The organism is Paenibacillus sp. FSL M7-0802 (genome assembly GCF_038004945.1).
Classification (GTDB): Bacteria; Bacillota; Bacilli; order Paenibacillales; family Paenibacillaceae; genus Paenibacillus; species Paenibacillus polymyxa_B.
In genome coordinates, this window is record NZ_JBBOSD010000001.1 from 1,711,383 (window position 1) to 1,733,937 (window position 22,555).

The following is a 22,555-nucleotide window of genomic DNA, read 5'->3' on the forward strand; positions in this document are numbered from 1 at the left end:
TAAAATTACATATAACGCTGAGCCAGCACATCAATATGTACGGCATGGGTTCCTTCACCGATTGCAGCAAACTTCCATTCGTTGTTATGACGATAGAGTTCTCCACAGACCAGTGCGGTCAGCCCTTCATAATTATCAGATAAATTAAACGTCACCAGTTCCTTGGAATTAGCACCATCCAGAATACGGATATACGCTTTCTCGATCATGCCGAAGTCCTGTTTCCGGTTTACGCAATCATATATATTCACAACAACAAGCACTTTGTCGACATTGGCAGGAATACGTGCCAGGTCAATCGCAATTTGTTCATCATCACCGTCGCCTTGTCCGGTCAAATTATCACCGGAATGCACGACAGAGCCACATGGACTTTTTTTATTGTGGAAACACACTACGTTATCTGACTGAGTCAGTTTTCCGTTGGCGTCCAGCAAAATGGCAGAAGCGTCACAATCAATATTGGGTTGCTTCTTGAAGCCAAAAAATCCTTTGGACTGTACAGGGTCCCATCCCAATCCTGCTATAACCTTGGTTAGTCCTGTGTTTCCCTTGGTCAAATCAATTTTCTGGCCCTTGACCAGATTAATTACAGCCACTGATTAACACACCTCCCTTCCGTAAAATTTACAGACTAAATTCAGACGGATTCAAACCAAGCGCGCCGCAAATCTCAGCCACAATTCGCTGCTCATTGGTATCAAAGTCACCATCAGCTGCGCCAATAGCGCTACATACGCCAACGACGAGTCGGCCTACTTCAGGCTTGCCATTCAATTTACCAATCGCCTTCAGTGCTTCCTGTTTACCGATTTGAGGTGAAAATTCAAAGTTCGCTACATAGTGATTGAAACGGTTGATGACCTCACCCATATCAAACACTTTCAATTCTTCACTGATATTTATGTATCCGGCCATTTTTGTTTTCTCTTCCGGACTAATCGTACCGTCAGCAAATGCTACTAACGCACAGCCTGCAACAACAGCTTCCATAAAATCTTTATTCTTAAACTTCTTAACTTGGTCTCCAAGTCCTTTTTTAGTTGTATTCAACCAATTTTTAAATGTACTCATGTTTCCCTCCACAATTACGTATTTGGGTAAAGGTATCCTAGTTAATTTCTTCCTTTACTATAACCTGAATTACGATCTTTTTCTACAATAATATACAAAAATACGGTAAATCCGATCTATTTATTATTGGTATCCTCTCTATCTTTAGCCCTATTTCTACATAAAACCCTCTCTTCCATCATCCATCATTTGGTACCCCAATTGCAAGTCTGTGAAATGGTAGAGTTGATAGAAAGGCACAGCCTTCCAATTTCAACAGAAGCACTGTGCCTTTGACCATAATCCACGGTTTATCCATCTATAAATTTAGTTCTACTTAATTTTCACTTCTCTTTGGATATGTATTCTATCTATTTAATATATCGGTTTTCCGAAAAAAATTGGTAACCAAAAAATCTACAGACTTCTCCAGCTAGCGAGTTTACAGTTTCCACCTGCCGCTCACATGTTCCAGAAAAAAAGACTGTAGATTTTATAGATACTCCTATTCACGCTATTATCGTTCACAGCTCAAGACCTAGTTATAATCCTCCCAATAGCGATACTCCATTTCATTCTCACCTTTGGTGACGATGATCATATTTTCAATATGTCCGGTTTCTTTATTCGTTCGGTAGATCATGGTACGAGTTTCGCCCTCATCGGGTACAGAGAAGAGTACTTTGTCACTGAGCATGCCGCCACCAATGCCGACGACGTGTTCCCCCCACCCGGAGGCTGCGCCAGAACCGATGCCCGAACCTGCCCCACTAACTCCAGCCCCGCGCGACAAAATAAGACCTATTCCATATCCGGTGACGGTCTGGGCCGTTTTACCTAGAGCGTGTTCTCCGGCTGATTGGGTATGCTTTTGGACCCAGTAATCGTATTTATCCGTATTTTGCTCATAACTCACAACATTCCCTTTTTTATCGATAGATATATCCGTTTTGCTTCCGTCTTTACCTGTCAGTTCGGTGACGGCGACAAGGGAATCGGATGTGATCTTGGAGGTCTCTCCTGTATTGTAATCTGTACGGGGAACTGAGTCCTCATATTGCAGCCGCAGGACATTCATCTGGTCATGAATTTTCTGCATAACCTGCTTGTCGCCGATGGCCTCGGCGTTTTTCAGCAGTTCCTCATATTGATGATATTTATCCGCGTCTGCCTGATCCCATTTGTCTATGTTTTTGGGCTGTTTGGCAATTTCACCATCATGATCTCCAGCCTCTCCACTGCCTGCCAGCGCTGCGCTAGCGTTCATTGCCGCTGCTAGGGCTGTCCAGAAGCCACGTGTGCTTTCACCATCCGCATTTCTAAACTTCGAAGCGATGCTTTTCAGCTCAATTTCAATGGATTGAACCTTATTTAATACAGAAGAAAGTGTATATTTAGCCGTACGATAGTCATTATAAAAACGATTCCTCTCCATACCATCCCACTGGCTGTGAAGGCGGTTCATTGTGCTATCCAGGCCGTTTAACTGGTTATACAGTGTGCCGTGGGCATTGGCAAATTGGGAGGCCACGCTGTCCAGCTGCTCCGGTGTGACTTGGATTTTTGTCATGGTGATCACATCCCATCTATGAAAATAGGAGATAGAAATTATATTTTACAGTAATCCTTATTTCATATTGTAAGCTATAGAGGTCGGACATTCATGAGGATTTATACGTATTTGTGTATTCAGAAGCAGTTCCTTTGATATAATGAATCCATATGAGTTTATTTCGACAATACATTATTGAAAGTCAGGTGTAGGGACATGTCAGACAAAAAAATTATCTTTTTCGATATCGACGGTACATTACTGGACGATGACAAGAAAATGCCGTTAACGGCAGAAAAGGCCGTCTTTGCTTTGAAAGAGCTGGGACATGAGGTGGCCATCGCAACAGGCCGTGCGCCTTTTATGTTCAAAGATATCCGCGAGCAGTTGGAAATTGACTCCTACGTCAGCTTTAATGGGCAATATGTCGTGCTTCGCGGGGAAGTGGTCGCTACCAATCCGTTGAACAGAGAAGCCTTGCAAGCAATGACCGATCTGGCCCTCACACATAATCATGCTCTCGTATATATGGATCATATGGACATGAAGGCCAATATTCCTAACGATGAGCTTGTGGAGAGATCAGTCCAAACGCTTAAGGCCAAGATTTCAGTTGGATACGACCCGCTCTATTTCCAGGGAAGAGATATTTATCAGACGCTGTTGATGTGTACAGCAGAAGAAGAGCCTTTCTATGAAGCGGTATTCAAGGCGTTTGACTTTGTGCGCTGGCATCCGAGTTCTGTGGACGTTGTTCCTCATGCTGGCTCCAAAGCGAAGGGCATTCGCGAAATTACATCCAGACTGGGCATTGCCGATGAAAATCAATACGCCTTTGGCGATGGCTTAAATGATGTGGAGATGCTGACAGCTATACATAACAGCGTCGCGATGGGCAACGGCTGTGATGAAGCCAAAGCCGCAGCTAAAATGGTCACAAAACGCGCAGATGAAGACGGTATTTTGTACGGACTGCAAAAGCTTGGCTTGTTAAGCTAATAGGATTGCTGATAGACTGGGCATGTTTCGGGAAAAATAAAGTCTGTTTAAAGACTTACATATGAGAAAATAGGAGGTTGTCCTTAAATATGGAGACGGAAGGCTTACGCAATGTCGAACAGCTAGCCATGAAGAAGTACAAAATTTACAAGCAGAGCCTACTCCGGTATTTGGCACGTTCCATGCTGGCGAGTATGTTCATCGGGTTCGGCGTTATTGTAGCCTTCAAGACGGGCAACTTTTTTTACATGGAGCATTCTCCATTCACTTATCCCATGGCGGCACTCACGTTCGGAGCGGCCATCATTCTGATCGCTTACGGCGGCGGGGATTTGTTTACAGGTAACACCTTCTATTACACGTATGCTGCTCTCCGTAAAAAGCTGCGCTGGGGGCAGGTGCTTCGATTATGGGCTGCCAGCTATGGAGGTAATTTGCTGGGTGCGGGGGTATTTGCACTCCTTATTTACTTGACCGGGCTGTTTGACTCCTCCAGCGTGAACAGCTTTCTACTGAACGTGGTTGAGCATAAAATGGAAGCGCCTGCAATGCAGCTATTCTTCCGAGCTATTTTGTGTAATTGGCTGGTCTGTCTTGCCTTTTTTGTTCCAATGTTTATGAAGGAAAATGGTGCAAAGATGTTTGCCATGATGCTGTTTGTATTCTGCTTTTTCATTTCGGGATATGAGCATAGCGTGGCTAATATGTGTACTTTCGCCATTGCGCTCGTGCTGGATCATCCGGGTACGGTTTCTGTCGCTGGCGTGATCCATAATCTCGTTCCGGTTACGCTCGGAAATCTGGTTGGTGGCGTGTTGCTTATGGGGGTTATGTACTATTCGGTGAATCTCCCGTTTTTGGACGAGGAAGAACACTAAAAAAAAGAAGCCGTGGGACTTTGGTTCCACGGCTTCTTTGCGTTATTTTAGTAATAGAGCAGGTGCTTTCTTGCCTTTTATCCTTCTTGAGCAGGAAAATGGATAAACTCCTCCAACTCCTTGAACAGCTTCTTGGGATTAACATTGTCAGGTACAACCAGAGTTAGCGGCTCATCCAGCTTCAGCACATACATGCCTAAAATGGATTTGGCATCTGCCATGCCGCTTTTGCCATGAATCCAGATGTCATAGGTATAATTCGAAACGATTTGATTGATTTTTTCAATATCCTTCACGTCTTTTACCTTGATGGGTGTCATCATTGCACAGCACTCCCCTGTATTGAATTGGGGCTTACGAAACAAGCCTTAACATCACTTTACCCCATATGAAGCCTGTTGCAAAATCTTAATTTAGAAAATGACATGCGGCGCGGAGCTGATTTTCCAGTAGCTGCCGACCTTTTCAAAATTCACGGTGATTTTCGCATTCGGCTGCTTGGTTTCTGCCGGATAAGGCACGGTTAGCAGGTAGCTGCGCTTCACCGGAGTCATGGTTACCATTTTCGCCGTAGCCCGGCTGAACTCTAGCAAATTGCCACCATCTGCGTTCAACTGAGCTAATCTGCCGTTAACTTCAACGAAAAATTTACCGACAAATTGCTCACTGGCCTGCTTTGTGTAAGCCTGCGTCAGATAGCTGATCAATTTGGTCTTCGTGCCGATGTCCTCGGACAGATAGCGGTAGCTTTTACCGTTCAACTGGAACGACTCACCTACCGGGCTGCCACCACTAATCGCATACTGATAACGAGACTGCGCCTCCAGCACTAGCGGAACCGCACTCTCGTGGTTCAGCTTGTCCAGCTGCGTCGGTTTCACGCTGGTAGCCGCGGCTGCTGGCGCCGAAGTGGACGGCTGTTGCGGCTTAGACGGCTTCACAGTCGACGGTACGGACGGAGCAGCCGCTGGTGCTACCGATGTAGATGGACGCTGTGCTGGTGCAGACGGAGCTACTGGTGTAGCGGCTTTAGCAGAACCTGCGGCTGCAGCCGGGGTCGAGGCTGCTGGAACCGATGGCGCTTGCGCCGGGGCTGGCATCGTAGCCGATGCAGACGCTGCTGGTGCTGGCACCTGGGCTGGGACGGATGCAGCCGGATTGGCCACGCTCGGTTGCGTCGCTTCCGCTGGAGCGGTCACGGCGGGCGCGGCAGCGGCGGCCTGTGCCACGCTCATAAGTGTGGCCGCAATGCACAGCGCGGATAGCTTCGTATTTATTTTCATACTCATATACACCTCCATAATCATATGTCTGCATAAACTGCACACGTTTCTATTATAAGAATTTCGCTTCTCGATTGGGTTGCTAAATTGTTTCTATTTGCCTTTTTTTGTTCATTCTGCACGAAGTTTGTCCGTATTTGCCGGGGACGGCTGTTCTGATTGTTTCAACTGCTTTGCCTCCATCTCTTCCAAGGATAGCGACAGTTGCTTAACAGATCGGTCCAGCTCCTCCAATCTGCGACTCAAAGTGACGAGGATGTATTTTAACAGAATCAGACTTAATGCAGCAGGGAATCCGACATTAGTTACGAGCTCGATCATGCCTTCAGTCGTTAAAGAACTCACAGATTCCGCCTCCTTTTTCATACATATGTTCCATCAATAAGAACTAATGTTCCCATTTTTATGGAAATCATACGTTATCTTTTGGGCTCTCATGACAAAAAGAGCTCCAATTAGCTAGGAGCCCTCTCTGTTTTTGTTCATTCTACCTGCTTTCAGACCACTTTCGAACGACATATCAAGGAGTATATATATTCGGCTGCTGGGGCTTGGACATCCCTTCTCCGAGATAAAACCCGGTGTGCGGCGGCTGATTATAAGCTACGTTCTGCCAGGCAACACTCAGGCGATACACTGGATCATGCATAAGCGTATAGAATCGATGTTCTGACTCGTATGGTGTTGTGTAGATCCGCAGCGCCGAATTATCACTTTTGCGCCAAATGACTTCCTCACGCCAGTCACCGAAGAGATCGGCCTGCAAGGACGGTGTTCCTTTGGTTCCGTTATTGGAACTCGTTCCTGTTGCCGTAAGCAAGTTGGAAGTAGTCGAGTTCGTATAGTTCCACTTGTCTATCTTTCCAGCGCTTGATGAGGTATGATCCAGCAGTTCACGGAGGAGATCCCCATCCCACCAGATGCCAAAATTAATGGAAGACGGTAGCGTGTTGGTGATGAGCTGCCCCTTGGCTGAACGCAAACCAATACCCGGTGCCCACTGCTCGTTCCCTTTGGTCCGCGGGTCAATGTCTGCCGACATGCCTCTTCCGGTATCCTTGCCTGTATTTACGCCCCATAAAATATTTCCATTACGCGGGTCGTACATGGCAGCTCCGTAGGTGGCATTTTTGTCCTCGTTCACCTTGAACACTTCATAACCTGAACGGTCGGGGTCCAGATCGCCAACATGAAGTGCATCTCCATGTCCCATCCCCGTGTTAGCCAGCTTCGCTCCGTTATCGTCTACAACCAGCGAGCCATACACGATCTCATCCTTATCATCTCCATCCACATCCGCCACGCTCAAACTGTGGTTCCCCTGTCCAGCCGTCCCGGCATTGGTGGAGCTGTTGCTGTCAAAGGTCCAGCGTCGGCTCAGGTTACCGTTCCGCCAATCATATGCGACCAGAACGGTGCGGGTGTAATAACCACGTGCCATCACTATGCTGGGTCTCACGCCATCCAGATAAGCAACCCCGGCGAGAAAACGATCCACACGGTTACCATAATTATCTCCCCAGCTCGATACCGTTCCGCGCGGTGGCACGTAGTCAATCGTACTAAGAGCCTTGCCTGTATCACCTGAGAACACAGTTAGAAACTCAGGACCTTGCAAAATATATCCGCTCGTGTTTCGATAATCAGCCGAAGCGTCCCCAATCTTTACACCTGTACCATCCACTGTGCCGTCTGCTGTTTTACATACGATCTCTGCTTTACCATCTCCATCAAAATCGTAGACGAGAAATTGCGTGTAGTGAGCTCCAGCCCGTATGTTCCGTCCCAGGTCGATCCGCCATTTGCGTGTTCCATCCAGCTCGTAGCCATCCAAAAATACATTTCCCGTATAACCGGATTGCGAATTATCCTTGGCATTGGAAGGGTCCCATTTTAACACAATCTCATACTCGCCATCCCCATCCAGATCCCCTACGCTGGCATCATTGGCATGGTATGTGTAGTTCACATTATCCGGAGTTGTGCCTCCCGCGGGCTGCTGGATCGGAACATCCAGGTAGTTGTTGTTCCATACCTTCACCGCAGGAGAAGCGCCCTGCTCTGCTCCATTGACCACGGCACGAACGGTATACGAAGATGAGGTCGTACCTGCCTTGTCCAAAAAGTTGGTTCTCGATGTAATCGGCGCATCGTTCACCTTGCTTGTCCCTCTGTACAAATTAAAGCCGACCGAATCCGCTTCCGTGCCCAGCAAGCGCCAGCTCACCAGTACACCCTCAGGCACCTTAACAGCGACAGCTCCCCGGCTTAGCTTTTCCATTTGCCTCGTAGAAGCAGCAGAGACCTGGCTATCCATCGGGGTGACCACTCCACTCAACATTACACCGAGACAGAGCAACGCAGTATACCGAAACCTTTTGTTCATCTGAATCATTAGCTCCTTTCATGGTTTGTATTTTCAATAGATTTATTTTATGTGACTGATAAGTTATTGTTATTTAAATTTTATGATAGCGCTTACATAAATGTAAAGGGACGAATACGTCCTTTTTGTTCAAAAATCCGGGCTAATGCTTTAAAAATCAGAGGTCCATGAATAATCGTTCTTCATCCGCAATGCTCTGGATATCCTCCGAGCTGATGCTGATATACTGATAGCCCTCTGCCTGTTGTTTTTTCAATGCAAGTTCCTTCATAAAACGTGGGCTGCCCTCTCCCGCATCCTCATCGTAAACAAGCAATAAACCGTCTGTTTTGCGGAAAAGGAGTTCATCCCGTGCCTTAAGTTGCCATATTCCCTGATAAGGCTGGCGGCTGACTACTCCCACATAGTCAACTTCGGCACAAATCTGCTGAAAATATTCCTTTTTGTCCTCTTTCCATTTTTCTTCCATATTTTGATAAGCCATCATAATAGAGCATTTGAGGTGGGGATATTGCTGTTTTAGTGCAGTAACGACCTCACAGGCCCACAAGTCCACCCCGTATTGGCCGGGGGTAATCACCCATTCCAACCCTTCTTCGACCAGGGGAATAAGCCTGCCTGCAATCGCCTTTTTAATATATGGAATGCCTTCGTGCTTCTGACTGAAAATATTCAGCTCATGGGCACGATAGCCCGAAACAAGCAAGTTTTTCATCTTCTCAACGTCCTTCTCCGATTATCATAAAGGTTATTGTACCACTTCAGAGCAGACCACTAAACACTTCGTTTTTTGGAGGAACGAATTGAATATAACGCAAAAGACGAACCTCTTCCAATTGGGCTGGATCAGGTTCGTCTTTTGGAGTTTGGTATTCATTCATGCTTTTTGGGTGCCTAATGAATTCTTATTATCTATTCTGAGCATAATCCTCACTTGGTATTTTCATTAAAACGACATACAGGCTAGACGTAGTATCTGCGCCGTTGCGATAAGCAAAATGCTCGTCCCCAGTGATATGAATGATATCCCCTTTGACTACCGCCGCTTCCTTACGAATAATACGTTTGTTGAATTTGTTCTCCTGATATTATTGAAATTGGGTAAGATTATTTTTTTCCATTCCCTATCACTCCTCAGACGATTTTATGCGGACATCTTTAATTCTAATGTTGCTACTAAATAAACCGGCATCACTACTTAGCTTGAATGACGGGTAACTAGGGTCTGCCTCAAGCCGCATTCTGCTATCGAACTGCTGCTCCTGCTGCTGATCTACCCAAAAAGAATAAGGCTCAGACTGAACTACTTTATCAGTTGTATTCGGTGTAGTGACAACCAAGATGACAAGTACGCCATTGCATCCACAATCCTCGGTGTCATAAAACAACTTGAACATTCCCGGTCGTCCTGAAAGAGCCAATTCTAGTCTTTCAACGGACAAGGAATCCAATTCTAAATGTATGCTCATGAGATGAATTCTCTCCTTTGTAAATGAGATGTTTGGAACCGTCAGCTCCATAAAGACTAAATTTTAACTATGTGTTCATTATAGTCATGTTTTCGAATGTGTCTATGTGACTGCACTCACTGCTATCAATGAACTCTTACATAAAAAGGCAACCCGATTACACCGGGTCACCTCCGTCATCTCTCATCTTATCTAAACCAACATTCTAGTCACAACTTCTATCCTTTGTAAAAAGGATTATGACCTGTGCCTTTGCCCGATGGCATCGCCCCAGGCACCCCGTCCGCTTCAAGCAGCGGACGGACAATGAGCTTCACCGGCCATTCCCTGCTCTCGAATACCGCTTGGAACAGCTCGGCCCGGTCAGCTTCAGGAAGCGGCACCACCCGTAGCGCTTCCTTCCACGCCTGCTCGGTGATATCCCATAATTTCGCTTCCGGGATAGGATACACTTCGCTTAGCGCTTCCATAATCGCAGCTAGGTTCACCTGCGTGCCCAGCGACTGCACGTAGAAGATCAGCTTGCGGATCGTCTCATTATACAAGCTGTTCGAGTATCCCGGCCGGATATGATAACCTGGGTCCGCAATGCCGTGTTTGTCCAGATACGGCTGATGCAAACGTACGGAGTCGTGGTCACGGAATAACAGGCCGTTCACCCGTCCGTCCCGCAGGACCACACAGCAGTTCTGACCGTGAATTTCGGGTACAACGCCTACCTTGAACAGCCGCATCACCACATCATAGAATAACGCCGTCAGATCGGTGTAGAATCCTATAACCTCTTCACTGGTTAACTCTCTGCCCAGCAGGTCGGATAACATATGGCGACCTTCCAGCGTCACCCCAAGCGCAGCCATGGGAATGACCTGCATACCTTCTTCCAGCAACTTTGGCGGATAGATGCGAATCTGGGCGGCCAGATGGCGAGGATGATCATCGAACAATCCCATGGATTCCGGCATGTATCCCCACCAATTCCGTTCCTCGCAGAGCCACACTTTACCTGTGAGCGATTCATCGCAGGCCACCGCCTGTCGTAACATCTTCTCCCCAGCCAGACCATTCAGCAGCTTCACCACCGGGAGATAGCGGGCGGCCCCGAGAGACAACACACTGACCGGAAGCTTGAGCATCTGTGTGGATTCTTCCATCGGGGCCATCGAGCGCAGGGACGATGTCGCCTGAACCTCTCCCAATTCAATATCCAGTACAACGATGGTACCGTCCCCGATCTCTCCGTTGAAACGTGGCAAGATGATATGTTCCATCTGCCATGGATGTACTGGCATGGGCATGTATTCTTGCAGATTCAGGCCCTTCCGGGCCAATTCTGCTTCCAGCCTGCTCCGCTGTTCTTCATCCAGTACATCCAGTGTGGACAATCCTTCCTTACATCCCTGTTGTACGGCATCCCAACGCACCGCCACCCATCGCAGCGGGATCTCCTTCCTGAATTCCGCTGCATACTGGGTCACATCCGCTTCTGTGAACCCCACCTTGGCCTTGGAGGTGGGGTGAAATGGACGATCTCGCAGCGCTGCCACCTGCTCTCCCTTGATAAACCAATCGTAGGCATTGAACGGAACTTGTTCTCCCAGACGTTGTACCTGCTGGAGTCCCAGTGCCAATTGCTCGGTGGCTATTTTCACGCCTGCCAAGAATTCCGCAACCCCGGGATGCGCGTATGCTTCATCCGAAAGCGTCATCCGAAACACAGCCTGTCCTACGACTGCCGGAGATTCAAGAAGCTTCCAGCCTCCATCCGGTGTCTCTCCATAGACGGGTGAACCTTGTACCCATTGATATCCCTGCCTTTTGCCTGCTTTCACCAGAAACAAAATCCCTTTCTGATGCAGCATAAGCTGTCCACTATGTCTACCTGCCCCATTCTCATCCTGCTTATCCTTACCTGCGACATTGCCGTCGGTTCCGTTACCCGTTCCCCCTCCGCTCTGCGAAGGACCTCCATTACCATCCCCCAGAAGCATTCGGCGGAACGGTTCTGGTGAAGTAGAGAGTTCAATGAACGGATGCCCTTCCAGCGGAAGTAATTGCTCGGCTAGAAATGCATTGATCAGATCCTCCATAATCCGGCGCTCAGCGTCTTGCAGACTGGAACGCTTCATCACTGTTGACATGGTTGTCGTCCTCCGTCAAATAATGGAATGCCGGGTGCGGATGGCCCAGAAAATCATGATGCGAAATGGTCCAGCAATAAGCTCCCGACTTCTCAAACACAACAATATCGCCTACCCGCAGCCGCTCTACTTCCGCATCCGAATGCATACGATCCTTGGGCGTACACAGTTCTCCGACTATATGAACTTTGCTGTTCCATACCTCTGGTCTTGCGAACAGATGCCTCCACCGGTCCGTAGACATAATGTGAAATGGATGGTCGTGTCCCCATGATGCGGGCAGACGATTATGATGTGTACCCCCTCTTAACACGGCAAAATGCTGACCATGCGATGTTTTGATGTCCGTAACCTCTGCCGCATAATAACCGTGGTCAGCGACAAGCATGCGACCCGGCTCGAAATACAACTGTATGCCGCGTGAAGCAAGGCGCCCTCTGGCTTCACTGCGCTCAATTAAGGATGTGAACAGGGACCAATCAAACCCGGGGCTACCATCATATGTGACGCCAAACCCGCCTCCGGCGTTAATTACTTCAAGATGCAGGTCATATGCCTGCTGCCACATCTCCACCTTTTGCAAATACATCTCAATCATCTCGGCATGCAGTCTCGCGTCCACATTGTTCGATAACGAGTGAAAATGAAATCCGCATAAACGCACCAAACCTGCGCCTTCCTCACGAATGACCCGGACTGCTTCTTCCACGCTCTCCTCATCCATGCCAAATGGACTCGGACCGCCGCCCATTACAATCCGGGTCCGCGGCAATGTGCTGCTTCTCAGATTGATCCGCAGCAGAATGCGGACTTCCTGTTCTCTCCTTGTAGCAATGGTGATGACACGCCGCAGTTCCAGCAGGCTCTCCACATGAATGAAACTCACCTGATGCTCGATAGCCTGCTTCAACTCACTCTCCTTTTTCCCTGGACCGCCAAACAGGATTGGAACCTCGCTACTTACACTCCTCACCTTGAGCAACTCACCAATGGAAGCTACCTCGAACCCGTGAACCCAGGGCAGCAAAGCCTCAATAATTCGAGGATCCGGATTGGCCTTTATGGCATAGAATAGCCGCGTGCCTCTGGACAGCGTGTGCAGCATGTGACGGACCTGCTCCTGAATACCAGCCAGATCGTAGACATAAGCACATACCGGGTCTTCACTATCCCTTTGCAGTTCATGGATCATATTCCATACGCTTGATTTCATATCAGTCCACCCGCATTTCCATAGTCATTCCGTTTCTGTTCGTATGCCCGAAAAGCCGTATTCCGGTCATCGCCCAACACGTATATGTATACCCCTCGTTCGGCCCACAGCGCCATGCCTTCCTGGCTTCTGGCCACCGTTGCATACGGTACCTGGCACTCCTTCGCGTCTTCGTATAATGCGCCTAGCGCACGCTGCACGTCTGGATGTTCCGTCTGCCACGGTACACCAAGTGATTGCGACAGGTCTGCCGCCCCCTCTAGTACCCAGCTCACCTGGGGATGAGACAGAATGCTCGCACTTTGCCGGACGCCCTCCACACTTTCGATCATCGGTACAACCATCACCTGTTCATTCGCTTCCTGAATATACCCGGTGAGTGGATACTTGCCGAATACCCCCGGTCGCCCACTGTTCAGACTCCGCATGCCAAGCGGATGATAATACGCATGACGAACCGCTTCCTCCACCTGCTCCCGCTGTTCCACATGAGGTATGACAATGCCTTGTGCGCCGCAGTCCAATACCTTTAGAATCTCTGTTCGCTCTACCTTCGAGATGCGTACCAGCGGGGTCATTCCTGCCAGCTCCGCAGCACGAACCAGCTCTTCCACCGATTCCATATTCGTTGCGGCATGTTCCAGGTCGATAATTACAAAATCATACTCCGCATGTCCAATCATCTCAATGATGACCGGATGTGGGATAGAGACAAAGAGGCCAAACACCGGCTGTTTACGTTCAATTTTCTCCTTCAGCGTGTTGGTTCTCATCTGAGAACGTCCTTCGCCAACTTCAGCGGATTACTGGCCTTACGGAAATACAGTTCCCCATCCCCATACAGGCGGCGCTTGGTCATCTCTTCAATCAGCGCATCCTCGGCAAAAAGATCAAACCACTCGAACCGTTCCTCGTACTCCGGGTGCTCCCGCTGATAGTCCACAATCGTGGCCGCGCACAGCTGCCAGAACGCTTCTTCCGTCAGACCGAAATTCTCCAGCGTCAGCGCAATATCCGTCATGCAAATAAAAAAGAACGCATCATACGTATAGTCCCGGACTTCCGACACGTCACCCGCGTAGATAAAGGAATACCGATTGAACTTGCGGTGGGTCTCCGGTTCGGGGTGCAGCTTCGGGGCTCGTTCTGGATTCAGCAACTTCTCGGGTACATAGCGGACACCATCATGAAGGTCCTTGATGATGATCCGTTTCGGCAGATCATTTTCCAGCACCAAAATGATATTCTGGGCATGCGATTCCAGCGCGATGCCGTGTGCATAGAGCAGATGAATAATAGGCAGCGATACCGTTCTAACGAGCGCTTCACTCCACTTCTGAATGCCATGATGCTTAACTGCACCCTGGATAAACGGTACCCCGTTCGACTGTACCAGCATAAGTGCATTTAAGGGCCAGGCAGTCTCGCCTTCTTGCAGATGAACAGATACATTTTCACGCCAGATCGCCCCTGTTGTGCCATACGCCCGTCCATACTGGATTGCAGGCAAATTCTCGTACCGGAGCGAGAGTCCCATGATCTCTTTCAGAATGGAAAACTCTTCCCGTTGCAACAACTCATCCTCTCGAATGAGTGCTTCCAGCCAGTCGCTGATTAGCGGTGCATTCTGGGTCGTGTGCTGTGCCAAAATGCGTATGCTCGATGTATTGGTAATACTCAGCGACAGCTTGAGATACGGTGCCTTCGAATTCATCCGGTTCGACAGGGAACGAATGGACTGCTGGGCGCGATAGGTTGAGTCCGAAGGGCCGAGAAAAACGATATCTCTGTCCATTCGTTGCCGGGCAAACACCGATTCCAGCTGGTGTTCCCACTGCCACGGATGAACAGGAATGAATATATAGCGGTTACCCTCCGTGTCTTCCGACTGAAGTATCCGATTAAATCGGCTGATATCCTCCTCTGTGAGATGTTGTCTCACCAACTGTTCTGACGTGTAGCCTGTGGAAAGAGACGTTTGCACAAGTCCTTCTTTCACGGCAATCCAGTATACGGTCACATCCGAGTTAAACTCTGGACCGTAAGCAAGATTGTCTTTTAGGGTGAAGCCAAGCCTCGACTTGTAGCTTGGATGGTAGAGATGACCATCGCTCATATGGCTTTCGAGGGCATCATAGTGCAGGTCTTCATCCGGAATCTTCTCAGGCAGCAAAGCCCGGCACTGACTGTCCTTCGCCATCGTCTCCAGCAATTCCTGAATGAAGGCCGTCACATTCGCACCCTCCAGAAGGTTCAGTACCATTTCCTCCAGAAACAGATCCAGATCGGTGCAGGGAACGCCCTCTCTTCGAATCGAGCCCTTCGCCACCTTCACTCGGCCAAATGAAAATTTTCGCTCCGCCTCACAGCTGTATGTCACAGCCTGCCCTGACGTACTCCGCCCCACAGTACACCATTCGTTTTCCCCCACCTTACAGTCAAGGATACCCTCGAACCACATGGCTTCCAGCGCCTGCCGCATGATCCGTTCCTGTACATCCGTGTATACTGCCGTCTTGTGACCTTTCTCAGCCCTGTACCCTATGAACCCCACGCCACTTCACTCCCTATTCGGTTCATTATATTGCTCACCGGCACATACGCCGGGGTCTGACTGATCCCCCTGAGACAGCTCACCAGATTTTGTTTCGCCAGAAAACTGTCCGCGGTCAGCAAATGCTGCACATATACGTTTCCAGTTCGGTCTAGTTCCTTCACCAGCACTTCGCGGACCTTTGCCCAGAAATGCTCCTCCGGTACGTTCACATCCCTTGCCATCGCATGAATGAGGGAACCCAGATGATTGATGATAAAGTAATAGGATGTCCTCGCCCAAGCCTTGTCCCGTGGATAAAACAGCAATCTGGAGGGAGCGGTATCCTCCTCATGGATCAGCTCCTCATCGACACTGACTCCTTCCAAGTCACGCACGATAAATGCCTCAGGCATTCCGTCCCTTAGCGTCACGAGAGTATTTTGCAAGTGAGCTTCAAAGTGAATGCCGCGCTCTCCGGCCGCTCGTACAATGGGCAGCAAAGACAAGGTCAGATAACGTGCAAACCAGCGCTCGGCTTCAGCACGTACGCCACCCAGCATCGTCATAAGTCGTGATTGCATTCCCGGCAAGGGGGCTTCTACCAGACTCGACAGGACATATGTACATTCCGGGTCAAACTCAATCGGTCTGTATGCGACGGTAAACAGACTCGTTAATTCTCCCTCCTGAAAGTCACAAGTAGCTACACCTGTCTCATAGGCAATCTGCGTATGCTGATCTGCACCGAAGCAATTCTGCTGCTTGATGTACCTGGAGGCGTCCAGCGTCCTTCGCATCTGCTCCGCACTATTGGTGCGAATCATGTTGGTAATCTGCATGTTTAGCGACAGCTTGATATTGCAATTCAGCTCTGGAATATAAACGGTGCGTACCGAGGAGGTCGGGTAGGCCTTCGGCCCGCCGCTGCCCATCGGAATGAGTTTCTTATCCAGAATATACTGCTGGACCTCGGACAAGCCCAACACGTACGCATACTGCCAGGGATGGATAGGCAGTAGTTCATACTCATCCCCATGCTCACCCCACTCTGCTTCCCAAGCTTGTTCCACATGCCCGTGCAGGCTGGCATGCAGATTGATCCTAGTGTAATCATCCACCCATTCCTGCATGTACACATCCTTCCTCACAGCAACGTAACAGAGTTGGAACGAGGTACGCAGTTCTGGGCTGTACATCCGTACGTCGTGTTCGGTGAAGCCTTTGGAGTTTTTCGGAAACGGGTGAAAGGGATGACCATATACCAGAGACTGTTCGGAAGTACAGTAATCATATATGCCAAGTCCAGCAGCCTGCTCGATATACAGTGCAAGATTATTCACGCTGTTATCTACCTTTTCCGCAAAATCACGCACATCAGCCGCATGGGTCAACCTGCCTTGCTCATGCCGGCTGTTTCCATACGCCGTGTCTTCACTCAACTCCCGTGTGATCCAGCGAACCAGGTCCTGATAATGCACCGCTTGCCCGTGCTGTTGTACGCTTCGGTACTCATGCTCTCCCATAGCCGAGTAATACGCTAATTGTCCGGTTATCATCACCCCGCTGGCCTGAAAAGCAACTGCGTACGTCATCGCATTCGGATCAATCCGAATGTCGCCCTCCTTCTCCACCGCAAGCTCCCGGATATAACAATTGAGCAGCAGCTTACAAGAGTGTATATTCGCCTGCTGCTCTGCTTCAGACCTGAGCCTGTTTTCCATCTCGAACAATGTTGCCAACCTTCTTTCGGGTTATAAATAAAACAAGGGACAAGGTCACAGGATGGCACAGCCGAGACCCATACTAATCTCTTTCAGTGCCGCCCATCTGGCCGTATCTGCTGGTGTTCTGACCCGTTGAACCATTAGCAGACCAATCCATCTAGAGTACCTACACTGCTGACCAGCAGCGGAATGCTGGATGGATGCCACCGCTTGCGGCGGGCAGGCACGTACATTCGAATATACCGATCACACCATAGGAGCAAGAACAACGCAAAACGCAAGCGGGCCTTTCAGCCAGAACAAGCAATGATTTGCCCTTATTCTGCAATCGACTTTTCGAAATGATGTTCCATCTGAAAAAGATACTCCAGGTACAACCGGACAACATCACGTGTGGTCCCCCCAAAAGGAAAGACATGGTGGGTCAGGTCCGGCAATGCGTTGACTTCCAGAATGCCTCCCTGATCTCTTGTCAGCGGCTGGCGGATATCCTCACAACGGATATCAATGCCAGCCACATCAATCCGGAGGGCTCCTGCGGCCTCAATTGCCATTTGTGCATTGTCAGGAAGAATCGCTTCCGTACAGTCCATATAAAATTCACTGATGTTCCCGGCGGCCGAATTGCGAAGATCATATAGCTCGATCTCCCTTCCTGCCGCAGGTACCTCCTCCAGTGTGATTCCCTGTCCAAGCAGAACCTTTCGCAAAGGCTCTGCGTCTTCATTAATCTTGGGAAAGGCCTCGAACTTCCCTATACTGGTATGCTGGATTCGCTGCTGATTCAACATTCGAATCAACGCCCGGATGGTTGAGGTGCCGTCCCCTTCTACATAGACAGGTCGATACTCATTTACTGCCGCCACTTCCCCGTTAATGACCAGTACCCTGTAATCCACACCCGTTACGAATTGCTGCAGCATGATGCTGTTACTATGGGTAGCCGCCCGGGCAATAGCCGCTTCCAGTTCCTCGTTTGTTCGAACGTCCAGTGTCACACCTGCACTGCCGCTTGCGTCCAGCGGCTTCACTACAACGGAACGATGCAGTTTCAGAAACTGCGTTGCCTTGTCACCCATTGCCTCGATAACGATAAACGGCGGCACAGGCATTCCCCGCTCATGCAGTAGCATATTACAAACCTGCTTGTTCTTGGCGAGCAGTCCAGCGATCAAGGGTAGACGATGCGATCTGGTTTTATTAATGACTCTGCGCTTATCCCCATAGGATAATTCCAAAAAATCTTCACATTCTGCGAGAAGTGGCTCGCAGGTCATTCCCATTTCTCTTGCTTTGCTTATGATGAGTCGGTTTTGCAGATTATGAATTCCTTTCGGAAACAATGAAAATCCTCCCCGACCGAATGAAGGCGTTCGCTCCTGGTTGTGCTTTCATCGGATTGATTTGATGGAAATAATATTGATAATGATTATCAGTTTCAAACAAAATCTATTTTATGGCAATTTCAGTCACCTTGTCAATAATAAGCTTTTTAGGAAAAATAAGATGGTTTTTGCAGGGAGAGAATCCCCAAATGAAGGAGTGTTCATGGAACAATGGGCACAACAAATAAGGCAAGCTCTGAATTTCGTTATGTCATAAGCTTGCCTGTGCTATTCGCTGTATTGAGATGCAATGAAGTATAGGCTGGGGATGTGGATGATGATCATCGGCATTAATGCTTTAATTTGGGGCAGGTTGGGCAGTAATCTTCTGGATCATCTGCAGCGAGATAATAGAAACAACAGGTTTTGCGCACACGAATGGGTGTATCTGAGACAGCTGTTGCCCGCTTGGGCGTGTTAAACTGCTTGAGCGGATTACGGGATTCACCAAAGAGATGTGCAGGTGCATCACGAATTAGATAATGGAAGTCCTCTTCGACACGCTGCTTTTCTTCAGGCGTGGCTCCTTCAGCAAACTTGTTCTCATAGAGCCAGTATACGTAAATGGCCGTGTTCTCCCACAGGACTGAACGTGAAACCCGCGTTGCCTTGGACAGCGATTGCCACACCTTGGCCAGATTACCGGCGAACATCTGTTCAATCACCTGATCTCTCCATACGCCACGCTGATCCGCCTCCGGTGAGGTCGTCTGCCAATTAGTCAGACGAGCCTTGGGGAGCCATGCCTCCCCCTGATAACTGGATTCGATCGTGCCGTTGGCAATCTCATAATTTAGGCCTTTGTTGAAGCGTGACATGGCATAGAGACCCGAAGCCAAAATCAAGTAAGCATACCGTTTAGCAAAGAGAGATACAGTAGCCGTTTCAGAATCCGTCTCAAAGATGCTACTCACCCCTTGCAAATAGTTCAGGCTTTTGGACGGGTCCAGCAAGTCCGTAAATGGCATCGAAAATGTACGATCTGTCGAAGGCTCCCAGGTCAAACGGTATTCGGCAGCCAAGGCCTGCATCTCTTGATCGTCAAGCCAAGTGGCTGTAGCGTGTGGTTTCATTTAACTTCCTTCCCTTCCCGTGCGGAATGCACATTGGTGTGCCAAACAGCGGATCAACCGCAATGTCGCACTCCATCTGGAAGACCGCGCGGACCATGTCCTGCGTAACAATGTCTTCCGGTTTTCCTTCCGCGTAGATGGACTTGTTGTGGACAGCCACGATATGGTGAGCATAGCGACACGCAAGATTCAGATCATGAAGAACCATCACTATGGTGCGCCCCTCCCGTTCATTCAAATCGAACAGCAGATCCAGAATATCAATCTGATGGGTCATATCCAGATAAGTCGTTGGTTCATCCAGCAGCAAGGTCTCTGTTCCCTGTGCGAGTGTCATCGCAATCCAGGCACGCTGGCGTTGTCCGCCGGATAATGCGTCCATGGGCCGATCAGCCAGAGCAGTCAGATGTGTGGATTCCAGCGCGAGCCTGACCATGCGTTCGTCCTCACCGGACCACTGTTTCAGCCAGGTCTGGTGTGGGTACCGTCCTTGCCGAACTAGTTGGTTCACTGTCAGTCCCTCTGGAGCAGAAGGGCCTTGCGGCAGAATGGACATACGTCTTGAAATTTCCTTGGTAGGCAACTTCGCAATCTCCTCGCCATCCAGCAGCACCGAGCCTGAACTGGACTTCAGCAGCCGCGCCATCGTTCGCAGCAAGGTGGACTTCCCGCAACCGTTGCTGCCAATCAGGACAGTAGTTTTCCCCTTGGGAATAGTCAGGTTCAGATTCTCAATAATAGGCTCTGCGCCATAGGCGATCGTAAGGTCCTTGGCTTCCAGAATACTCACAGCATTCTCCTCCTCAAAACTGATTTCGATTCTTGAACAACAGATACAGGAAAAACGGTGCTCCTACCCCGGCGGTAAATACCCCTGCCGGAACATCGAGCGGCAGAAATACCGTACGAGCAATCAGATCAGCAGCAAATACAAGCAGGGCACCGACCAGTCCCGAAACGATGAGCATGCTGCCAAACATACGCCCTACCAGCTTCCGGGCAATATGCGGCGCAATCAGACCGACAAAACCAATCGTCCCCGCGACAGCTACAGCACCCCCGGCCAGCAGTACACTGCACAGTAGCAGTGCTGAACGATGACGCTGTACAGTGACCCCCAGCCCGGTGGCTAGATCATCCCCGAATTCCTGTGCGTTCAGACTACGGGCAAACCAGATCGCCAACGGAAGCACGATTACAATCACCGGGATGATCGTTCTGACATCGGTCCACGATGCTCCATACACACTCCCCGTCAGCCAGATATACGCCTGACCAGCCGTATAGAATGGACTAAGAATCAGCATGAAGGTCGTCCCGGCCCCCGTAATGGCTGACACTCCGATTCCGATCAACACCAGTCGAATCGGGCTTACTCCTTTTTTCCAGGCAAGAAGATATATGATGATTGTGGTAATCATCGCGCCCATAATGGCAAACAGCGGCAACAGCTTGATACTGATGGTTCCACCCAGCAGGGTGACAAAACCTACAGCGGCAACGGCAGCTCCTCCCGTTATCCCGATCACATCCGGTGAAGCGAGCGGATTACGGATAATCCCCTGCAATAGGGCACCGGACATGCCTAGTGCTGCACCAACAAGCAACGATAACAGCACACGCGGCAGCCTTAGCGTCAACACGACAAAGTCATGATCGCCTGCGCCCAGACCGAAAATCGTCTGCAGCACATTCAGCGGAGATATGAAATCATTACCCACACTGGTTCCTAGAATGGATGCAATCAATACCAAAACCATACAGATTCCGATGATGAACAGCGATTTGCGCTCCATTTGCAAGGATAACGTATCTTTCTTATTGCGAAAAGTAATCATCTTCCTCATATCTTCGTCCCCCCCTTGCGGGCAATATAGACGAAGAAGGGACCACCAATGAGCGCTGTCATAACGCCAAGCGGAACCTCCTGCGGCATGATGATCAGCCGTGCAACAACATCCGCCGCCAATAACAAAATGGCGCCGCCCAGAATGCAGTAGGGAACAAGCCAGCGGTAGTCGTTGCCAACAAACGCCCGCATGATATGCGGTACAACTAATCCTACCAGACCAATCGAACCGGCCACCGCAACAGAACCACCGGCTAGCAATACCGTAACGACTCCCATAAGCAGCTTAACCAGTAGCACGTTCTGTCCCATGCCTTTGGCGATATCATCACCGGTCAGGAGCAGATTGATCGCCCGGCCCATAAACAGGGATACCACAATGGCAACCGTCATATATGGCAGTACAGGATACAGCATGTCGAGTGTCCGACCGCTCACTGAACCTGCAAGCCAGAACAACACGTCCTGTAATCCCGTTCCATCCAGCACCAGGATTGCCTGCGTGAACGAAGCAAAAAGTGCAGAGATGGCGGTACCCGCCAGCACAATCTTGATGGGAGTCAGACCATCACGACCGATGGACCCAAGCGCGTACACAATCACTGTTGCAATGGTTGCCCCGGCAAAACCAAACCACATCATCGTACTGAGCGAGGACACCGACAGCACCACGATGGCAATAACGATAAAAAAGATGGCGCCCGCATTGATCCCAAACACACTTGGTGAAGCGAGCGGATTACGAGTTAGCGCTTGCATGAGTCCTCCCGCCACCGCCAAACTTGCACCAACAACAGCGGCAATAATTGTGCGTGGTAAACGTTCTGTCAGAAGTACGACATGCTCCACTGAGCTTTCGTCATAGTGTTGTAGTGCATCCACTGCTATTTGAAATGTTATGTGTGTGCGTCCCAGTATCATGCTGGCTACACAGGCGAGTAATAGTAAAATGAATAAGCCGGATAGTCCATACATCTTCGTACTTGCCTTCGTAAAAAGGGGAAACATATTCTC

At 49.4% G+C, this 22,555-nt stretch carries 21 protein-coding genes; 2 read left to right on the forward strand and 19 right to left on the reverse strand.

The annotated features are described in order from the left end of the window. Positions 1–5 precede the first annotated feature (5 nt). The 3 genes from MHB54_RS08160 to MHB54_RS08170 form a co-directional block, all read right to left on the reverse strand. A complete protein-coding gene (locus MHB54_RS08160) occupies positions 6–599 on the reverse strand; it encodes a TerD family protein (protein WP_013308969.1) in 594 nt (197 codons plus the stop codon). Between the two features lie 28 nt (positions 600–627). Then, complete coding sequence (locus MHB54_RS08165) at positions 628–1,074, reverse strand: tellurite resistance TerB family protein (protein WP_023987192.1); 447 nt, start codon at positions 1,072–1,074, stop codon at positions 628–630. Between the two features lie 517 nt (positions 1,075–1,591). Beyond that, a complete protein-coding gene (locus MHB54_RS08170; RefSeq protein ID WP_053324723.1) occupies positions 1,592–2,623 on the reverse strand; it encodes a WXG100 family type VII secretion target in 1,032 nt (343 codons plus the stop codon). 198 nt (positions 2,624–2,821) lie between these two features. Between MHB54_RS08170 and MHB54_RS08175 the strand changes: the two genes are divergently transcribed. Together MHB54_RS08175 and MHB54_RS08180 are read left to right on the forward strand one after the other, a co-directional pair. Then, entirely contained in the window at positions 2,822–3,604 is a 783-nt protein-coding gene (locus MHB54_RS08175; protein WP_023987190.1) for a Cof-type HAD-IIB family hydrolase, read from the forward strand. 89 nt (positions 3,605–3,693) lie between these two features. Beyond that, positions 3,694–4,482 (forward strand): formate/nitrite transporter family protein, encoded by a 789-nt coding sequence (locus tag MHB54_RS08180; RefSeq protein WP_013308962.1) that lies wholly within the window; start codon positions 3,694–3,696, stop codon positions 4,480–4,482. Between the two features lie 77 nt (positions 4,483–4,559). On the opposite strand, the gene MHB54_RS08185 is transcribed toward MHB54_RS08180, so the two are convergent. The 16 genes from MHB54_RS08185 to MHB54_RS08265 all read right to left on the reverse strand — a co-directional run bounded on the left by MHB54_RS08185 (position 4,560) and on the right by MHB54_RS08265 (position 22,549). After that, on the reverse strand, positions 4,560–4,805 hold the full coding sequence (locus MHB54_RS08185; RefSeq protein ID WP_023987189.1) for an HPr family phosphocarrier protein: 246 nt from the start codon (positions 4,803–4,805) through the stop codon (positions 4,560–4,562). A gap of 90 nt (positions 4,806–4,895) precedes the next feature. Then, positions 4,896–5,765, reverse strand: coding sequence for a DL-endopeptidase inhibitor IseA family protein (locus tag MHB54_RS08190; protein WP_023987188.1), 870 nt, complete (start codon positions 5,763–5,765; stop codon positions 4,896–4,898). A 111-nt stretch (positions 5,766–5,876) separates the two neighbouring features. Then, positions 5,877–6,110 (reverse strand): hypothetical protein, encoded by a 234-nt coding sequence (locus MHB54_RS08195; RefSeq protein WP_023987187.1) that lies wholly within the window; start codon positions 6,108–6,110, stop codon positions 5,877–5,879. Between the two features lie 175 nt (positions 6,111–6,285). Then, positions 6,286–8,151, reverse strand: coding sequence for a rhamnogalacturonan lyase (locus tag MHB54_RS08200; protein ID WP_413630606.1), 1,866 nt, complete (start codon positions 8,149–8,151; stop codon positions 6,286–6,288). Positions 8,152–8,308: 157 nt separating this feature from the next. Further along, positions 8,309–8,866 (reverse strand): SLOG family protein, encoded by a 558-nt coding sequence (locus tag MHB54_RS08205; RefSeq protein ID WP_023987185.1) that lies wholly within the window; start codon positions 8,864–8,866, stop codon positions 8,309–8,311. A 412-nt stretch (positions 8,867–9,278) separates the two neighbouring features. Further along, positions 9,279–9,620 carry an iron-sulfur cluster biosynthesis family protein gene (locus MHB54_RS08215; protein WP_023987184.1) on the reverse strand — a complete coding sequence of 114 codons (342 nt, stop codon included), beginning with the start codon at positions 9,618–9,620 and terminating at the stop codon, positions 9,279–9,281. A 218-nt stretch (positions 9,621–9,838) separates the two neighbouring features. Next, positions 9,839–11,761 (reverse strand): IucA/IucC family protein, encoded by a 1,923-nt coding sequence (locus tag MHB54_RS08220; protein WP_264454125.1) that lies wholly within the window; start codon positions 11,759–11,761, stop codon positions 9,839–9,841. Beyond that, positions 11,721–12,974 carry a type III PLP-dependent enzyme gene (locus MHB54_RS08225; RefSeq protein WP_076295766.1) on the reverse strand — a complete coding sequence of 418 codons (1,254 nt, stop codon included), beginning with the start codon at positions 12,972–12,974 and terminating at the stop codon, positions 11,721–11,723. Before MHB54_RS08225 ends, MHB54_RS08220 begins: the two co-directional genes overlap by 41 nt. Further along, positions 12,971–13,747, reverse strand: a complete 777-nt coding sequence (locus MHB54_RS08230; RefSeq protein WP_076265224.1) for an HpcH/HpaI aldolase family protein — start codon at positions 13,745–13,747, stop codon at positions 12,971–12,973. Before MHB54_RS08230 ends, MHB54_RS08225 begins: the two co-directional genes overlap by 4 nt. Next, positions 13,744–15,528: an IucA/IucC family protein gene (locus MHB54_RS08235; protein ID WP_264454126.1), complete on the reverse strand. Its 1,785-nt coding sequence runs from the start codon at positions 15,526–15,528 to the stop codon at positions 13,744–13,746. Before MHB54_RS08235 ends, MHB54_RS08230 begins: the two co-directional genes overlap by 4 nt. Next, complete coding sequence (locus MHB54_RS08240) at positions 15,516–17,231, reverse strand: IucA/IucC family protein (RefSeq protein WP_264454856.1); 1,716 nt, start codon at positions 17,229–17,231, stop codon at positions 15,516–15,518. The genes MHB54_RS08235 and MHB54_RS08240 overlap by 13 nt, the downstream gene beginning before the upstream one ends. A 320-nt stretch (positions 17,232–17,551) precedes the next feature. After that, positions 17,552–18,577, reverse strand: coding sequence for an ATP-grasp domain-containing protein (locus tag MHB54_RS08245; RefSeq protein ID WP_053324717.1), 1,026 nt, complete (start codon positions 18,575–18,577; stop codon positions 17,552–17,554). A 332-nt stretch (positions 18,578–18,909) separates the two neighbouring features. Further along, positions 18,910–19,692, reverse strand: coding sequence for an IucA/IucC family C-terminal-domain containing protein (locus tag MHB54_RS08250; protein ID WP_053324715.1), 783 nt, complete (start codon positions 19,690–19,692; stop codon positions 18,910–18,912). Continuing rightward, positions 19,661–20,482 carry an ABC transporter ATP-binding protein gene (locus tag MHB54_RS08255; protein ID WP_023987175.1) on the reverse strand — a complete coding sequence of 274 codons (822 nt, stop codon included), beginning with the start codon at positions 20,480–20,482 and terminating at the stop codon, positions 19,661–19,663. The genes MHB54_RS08250 and MHB54_RS08255 overlap by 32 nt, the downstream gene beginning before the upstream one ends. Positions 20,483–20,495: 13 nt before the next feature. Beyond that, complete coding sequence (locus tag MHB54_RS08260; protein WP_023987174.1) at positions 20,496–21,539, reverse strand: FecCD family ABC transporter permease; 1,044 nt, start codon at positions 21,537–21,539, stop codon at positions 20,496–20,498. Next, on the reverse strand, positions 21,536–22,549 hold the full coding sequence (locus MHB54_RS08265; protein ID WP_023987173.1) for a FecCD family ABC transporter permease: 1,014 nt from the start codon (positions 22,547–22,549) through the stop codon (positions 21,536–21,538). Before MHB54_RS08265 ends, MHB54_RS08260 begins: the two co-directional genes overlap by 4 nt. Positions 22,550–22,555 lie beyond the last annotated feature (6 nt).

Bases quoted from the DNA above. Each gene is read 5' to 3' on its own strand.
- MHB54_RS08165 (WP_023987192.1), bottom strand. From the start codon at position 1,074: ATGAGTACATTTAAAAATTGGTTGAATACAACTAAAAAAGGACTTGGA.
- MHB54_RS08170 (WP_053324723.1), bottom strand. From the start codon at position 2,623: ATGACAAAAATCCAAGTCACACCGGAGCAGCTGGACAGCGTGGCCTCC.
- MHB54_RS08175 (WP_023987190.1), top strand. From the start codon at position 2,822: ATGTCAGACAAAAAAATTATCTTTTTCGATATCGACGGTACATTACTG.
- MHB54_RS08180 (WP_013308962.1), top strand. From the start codon at position 3,694: ATGGAGACGGAAGGCTTACGCAATGTCGAACAGCTAGCCATGAAGAAG.
- MHB54_RS08185 (WP_023987189.1), bottom strand. From the start codon at position 4,805: ATGATGACACCCATCAAGGTAAAAGACGTGAAGGATATTGAAAAAATC.
- MHB54_RS08190 (WP_023987188.1), bottom strand. From the start codon at position 5,765: ATGAAAATAAATACGAAGCTATCCGCGCTGTGCATTGCGGCCACACTT.
- MHB54_RS08200 (WP_413630606.1), bottom strand. From the start codon at position 8,151: ATGAACAAAAGGTTTCGGTATACTGCGTTGCTCTGTCTCGGTGTAATG.
- MHB54_RS08205 (WP_023987185.1), bottom strand. From the start codon at position 8,866: ATGAAAAACTTGCTTGTTTCGGGCTATCGTGCCCATGAGCTGAATATT.
- MHB54_RS08215 (WP_023987184.1), bottom strand. From the start codon at position 9,620: ATGAGCATACATTTAGAATTGGATTCCTTGTCCGTTGAAAGACTAGAA.
- MHB54_RS08220 (WP_264454125.1), bottom strand. From the start codon at position 11,761: ATGTCAACAGTGATGAAGCGTTCCAGTCTGCAAGACGCTGAGCGCCGG.
- MHB54_RS08225 (WP_076295766.1), bottom strand. From the start codon at position 12,974: ATGAAATCAAGCGTATGGAATATGATCCATGAACTGCAAAGGGATAGT.
- MHB54_RS08230 (WP_076265224.1), bottom strand. From the start codon at position 13,747: ATGAGAACCAACACGCTGAAGGAGAAAATTGAACGTAAACAGCCGGTG.
- MHB54_RS08240 (WP_264454856.1), bottom strand. From the start codon at position 17,231: ATGGAAAACAGGCTCAGGTCTGAAGCAGAGCAGCAGGCGAATATACAC.
- MHB54_RS08250 (WP_053324715.1), bottom strand. From the start codon at position 19,692: ATGAAACCACACGCTACAGCCACTTGGCTTGACGATCAAGAGATGCAG.
- MHB54_RS08260 (WP_023987174.1), bottom strand. From the start codon at position 21,539: ATGAGGAAGATGATTACTTTTCGCAATAAGAAAGATACGTTATCCTTG.
- MHB54_RS08265 (WP_023987173.1), bottom strand. From the start codon at position 22,549: ATGTTTCCCCTTTTTACGAAGGCAAGTACGAAGATGTATGGACTATCC.